The organism is Streptomyces sp. NPDC054840 (assembly GCF_053611065.1).
This window is the reverse complement of record NZ_JBSGZP010000640.1, coordinates 1-4,178: the sequence shown is the minus strand read 5'-3', so window position 1 is coordinate 4,178 and position 4,178 is coordinate 1. Positions and strand designations below refer to the sequence as shown.

At 72.0% G+C, this 4,178-nt stretch carries 4 protein-coding genes; 2 read left to right on the top strand and 2 right to left on the bottom strand.

The genetic code is table 11. The features are described from left to right. Window positions 1-48: 48 nt before the first annotated feature. Window positions 49-1,185 carry a molecular chaperone DnaJ gene (gene dnaJ / locus ACWGIU_RS31370; RefSeq protein WP_453711503.1) on the bottom strand — a complete coding sequence of 379 codons (1,137 nt, stop codon included), beginning with the start codon at window positions 1,183-1,185 and terminating at the stop codon, window positions 49-51. Then, window positions 1,186-2,202 carry a heat-inducible transcriptional repressor HrcA gene (gene hrcA, locus ACWGIU_RS31365; protein ID WP_453711502.1) on the bottom strand — a complete coding sequence of 339 codons (1,017 nt, stop codon included), beginning with the start codon at window positions 2,200-2,202 and terminating at the stop codon, window positions 1,186-1,188. A 145-nt stretch (window positions 2,203-2,347) separates the two neighbouring features. Between hrcA and ACWGIU_RS31360 the strand changes: the two genes are divergently transcribed. Both ACWGIU_RS31360 and ACWGIU_RS31355 read left to right on the top strand, forming a co-directional pair. Further along, complete coding sequence (locus ACWGIU_RS31360) at window positions 2,348-3,073, top strand: MBL fold metallo-hydrolase (protein ID WP_453711500.1); 726 nt, start codon at window positions 2,348-2,350, stop codon at window positions 3,071-3,073. 28 nt (window positions 3,074-3,101) lie between these two features. After that, complete coding sequence (locus ACWGIU_RS31355; protein ID WP_453711498.1) at window positions 3,102-3,911, top strand: DUF3097 domain-containing protein; 810 nt, start codon at window positions 3,102-3,104, stop codon at window positions 3,909-3,911. Window positions 3,912-4,178 lie beyond the last annotated feature (267 nt).

Sequence of the window (4,178 nt, the reverse complement as noted above, 5' to 3'; positions counted from 1 at the left end):
CGGCCGGGGAATCCCCAGGCCGGGCTCGTGACGGTGGATCCCGGTCGGTCAGCGACCGTTGAAAGCGTCCTTCAGCCGGCTGAACAGGCCCTGCTGACCCGGCGCGAACTGACCCATCGGCCGCTCCTCCCCGCGCAGCTTCGCCAGCTGGCGGAGCAGGTCCTCCTGCTGGGCGTCCAGCTTGCCCGGGGTGGTGACCTCGACGTGCACGATCAGGTCGCCGCGTCCGCCACCGCGCAGGTGGGTGACGCCGCGCCCGTGCAACGGGATCGCCTGGCCGGACCCGGTGCCGGGCCGGATGTCGATCTCTTCCAGGCCGTCCAGCGTCTCCAGCGGGCACTTGGTGCCCAGTGCGGCCGCCGTCATCGGGATGGTGACCGTGCAGTGCAGGTCGTCCCCGCGCCGCTGGAAGGTCGGGTGCGCCAGTTCGTGGATCTCCACGTACAGGTCGCCGGCGGGGCCGCCGCCGGGGCCGACCTCGCCCTCGCCCGCGAGCTGGATCCGGGTGCCGTTCTCGACACCGGCCGGGATCTTGACCGTGAGGCTGCGGCGGGAGCGGACCCGGCCGTCGCCCGCGCACTCGTGGCACGGGGTCGGGACCACGGTGCCGAAGCCCTGGCACTGCGGGCAGGGGCGCGAGGTCATGACCTGGCCCAGGAAGGACCGGGTGACCTGCGAGACCTCACCGCGGCCGCGGCACATGTCGCAGGTCTGCGCCGAGGTGCCGGGAGCGGCGCCCTCACCGGAGCAGGTGCTGCAGACGACGGCCGTGTCGACCTGAATGTCCTTGGTGGTCCCGAAGGCCGCCTCGTCCAGCTCCAGGTCCAGACGGATCATCGCGTCCTGGCCGCGCCGGGTCCGTGAACGCGGGCCGCGCTGCGAGGCCTGGCCGAAGAAGGCGTCCATGATGTCGGAGAAGTTGCCGAAGCCACCCGCTCCGAAGCCGCCCGCTCCGCCGCCGCCTGAGGAGGACAGCGGGTCGCCGCCCAGGTCGTAGACCTGCTTCTTCTGCGGGTCCGAGAGGACCTCGTAGGCGGCGTTGATCTCCTTGAAACGCTCTTGCGTCTTGGGATCAGGGTTCACATCCGGGTGCAGCTCGCGTGCAAGCCGCCGGAATGCCTTCTTGATCTCGTCCTGCGATGCGTCGCGGCGCACGCCGAGAACGGCGTAGTAGTCCGTGGCCACTTACGACTCCGCCAGGATCTGTCCGACGTAACGTGCCACTGCGCGTACCGCTCCCATCGTTCCGGGGTAGTCCATGCGGGTCGGTCCGACCACGCCGAGTTTGGCGACTGCTTCGCCGCCCGAACCGTAACCGACCGAGACGACCGACGTGGAGTTCAGTCCCTCGTAGGCGTTCTCGTGCCCGATCCGTACGGCCATTCCCGACTCGTTGGCCTCGCCCAGCAGCTTGAGGAGCACGACCTGCTCCTCCAGCGCTTCGAGCACCGGCCTGATCGTCAGGGGAAAATCGTGTCCGAAGCGGGTGAGATTGGCGGTTCCGCCGATCATCAGCCGCTCTTCGGCTTCCTCGACCAGGGTTTCGAGGAGTGTCGCGAGCACGGTGGAGACGGTGCCGCGGTCCTCGGCCTCGAAGGATTCGGGGAGGTCCTGGACGAGCGGGGGCACATCGGTGAAGCGGCGCCCGACGACCCGGCTGTTGAGCCGGGCCCGCAGGTCCGCGAGCGAGGTCTCCCCGAAGGGGCCCGGGCAGTCGATGAGCCGCTGCTCGACCCGCCCGGTGTCCGTGATCAGTACGAGCATCAGGCGCGCGGGAGCGAGCGGGAGCAGCTCCACGTGCCGGACGGTCGACCGGGTCAGGCTCGGGTACTGAACGACGGCGACCTGCCGGGTGAGCTGTGCGAGCAGCCGTACCGTGCGGCCGACCACGTCGTCGAGGTCGACGGCACCGTCGAGGAAGTTCTGGATGGCCCGGCGCTCGGGCGACGACAGCGGTTTGACCCCCGCCAGCTTGTCGACGAAGAGGCGGTACCCCTTGTCGGTGGGGATCCGGCCGGCGCTGGTGTGGGGCTGGGCGATGTACCCCTCCTCCTCCAGCACGGCCATGTCGTTGCGCACGGTGGCGGGCGAGACGCCGAGCCGGTGCCGCTCCGTGAGCGCCTTGGAGCCGACCGGCTCCTCCGTCCCGACGTAGTCCTGGACGATGGCGCGCAGCACTTCGAGTCTGCGTTCGCTGAGCATCGCGCACACCTCCAGCTGTGGTCCGTTGCCGTGTTCTGCCGTGTTTGTTGGCACTCTGATCGTTCGAGTGCCAAAGAACCCCCGCTCAGTGTACGGCCGGGCGGTGAGCCCCTGGCAAGGGAGGCCCGCCAGGTAGCGTCGCCGTATGGACGTGCGTTGGGAAGAGTCCGGCTGGGAACGGCTGACCGGACGGGCCGGCCGGCGGCGGCTGCCGGTGTGGGACTGCACCGTGGGGCTGGTGGTGGGCGAGGATTCGGTCCTTCTCATCGACCCCGGTTCGAGTGTCCGCGAGGGCGCGCAGGTACGGGTCGAGGCGGAGCGGCTGACGGGCCGGCGCGTGACCCATATCGCATTCACGCACGGTCATTTCGATCACGTCCTGGGCGGGGCCGCCTTCGCCGGGGCCGAGGTGTTCGGGGCGGTCGGGCTGGCCGCCCTGCTGTCGACGGGACGCGAGGAGCTGCGCGGGGACGCGGTACGGCACGGGCTCGCGGCGGCGGAGGCGGCGGAGGCGGTGGACCTGCTGGTGCTGCCCCGGCACGCGGTGTCGGGCGAGTGGACGCTGGAGCTGGGCGGCGTGCAGGTGCTGCTGGCCAATGTGGGGCCCGGGCACACCGGGCACGACCTGGCCGTCTTCGTGCCGGGCGAGCGCGAAGTGGTCTTCTGCGGGGACCTGGTCGAGGAGTCGGGCGAGCCCTCGGTGGGCCCGGACGCGACTTTGGGGCAGTGGCCGGCGGCCCTGGACCGGCTGCTGTCGCTGGGCGGGGACGACGCGCTGTACGTTCCCGGTCACGGAGCGGTGGTCGGGGCTGAGTTCGTACGTGCGCAACGCGCCACACTGGCGGCCCGTTCCGGCGTGTCGGAGGCGTGACGCGCGCGGCTCTCCTACTGTCGGCCGGATGCGCGAGTACTCCCCCGACCTGACCCCGCAGTGGAAGCGTCCCAAGGCCGTGCCGGAGGTGGCGGCGGATCCCGACCTGGTGGTCGAGGTGGCGGGTACGGACTTCTGCGGGGCGGTGGTGGCCTGTGAGGCGGGCACGGTGACCCTGGAGGACCGCTGCGGCAAGCGGCGGGTGTTCCCGATGGTGCCGGGCGGGTTCCTGCTGGACGGGGACGTGGTCACCCTGGTCCGCCCCACGCGCAGGCCCTCCGGGCCGCTCCTGACGGCCTCGGGCTCGCTGGCCGTGCCCGGGGCGCGGGCGCGGGTGGCGCGGGCGGGCCGGATCTACGTCGAGGGCCGGCACGACGCGGAGCTGGTGGAACGGGTCTGGGGCGACGACCTGCGGATCGAGGGCGTGGTGGTGGAGTACCTGGAGGGCATCGACGACCTTCCGGCCATCGTCGCCGACTTCGCCCCCGGCCCGGACGCCCGCCTCGGCATCCTGGTGGACCACCTCGTCCCGGGCTCGAAGGAGTCCCGCATCGCGGCGTCGGTGACGTCGCCGGACGTCCTGATCGTGGGGCACCCGTACGTGGACGTCTGGCAGGCGGTGAAGCCGTCAGCGCTGGGCATCCCGGCGTGGCCGGTGATCCCGCCCGGCCAGGACTGGAAGACGGGCATCTGCCGGGCCCTGGGCTGGCCGCCGAACACGGGCGCCGCCTGGCAGCACATCCTGTCCCGGGTCACCTCGTACCGCGACCTGGAACCGACCCTCCTGGGCTCGGTGGAACACCTCATCGACCACGTCACGACGACACCCACCCCCTGAAGTTCCCACCCACCTCCGCGGGCCGGCCCCTCTCACCCCGCCGAACGGTCCCCAGCCCGCCGGCCCCTCTCACCCCGCCGGGCGGTCCCCAGCCCGCCGGCCCCTCTTACCCGCCGGGCGTCCTCCAGCGCGCCGCGCTTGAGGCAACCTCCCCACCCCGCCGGCTTCCCCCAGCCCGCCGGCGATTGAGGCCAACACGCCCCCCGCAGCCGATCGACGCGACGCGCAGCCCCCCCCACGTTAGCCGCGCCAGCCGCCGGCGACCGC

Excerpts from the sequence above, each read along its gene's own strand:
- hrcA (WP_453711502.1), bottom strand. The coding sequence starts at position 2,202 with ATGCTCAGCGAACGCAGACTCGAAGTGCTGCGCGCCATCGTCCAGGAC.
- ACWGIU_RS31360 (WP_453711500.1), top strand. The coding sequence starts at position 2,348 with ATGGACGTGCGTTGGGAAGAGTCCGGCTGGGAACGGCTGACCGGACGG.
- ACWGIU_RS31355 (WP_453711498.1), top strand. The coding sequence starts at position 3,102 with ATGCGCGAGTACTCCCCCGACCTGACCCCGCAGTGGAAGCGTCCCAAG.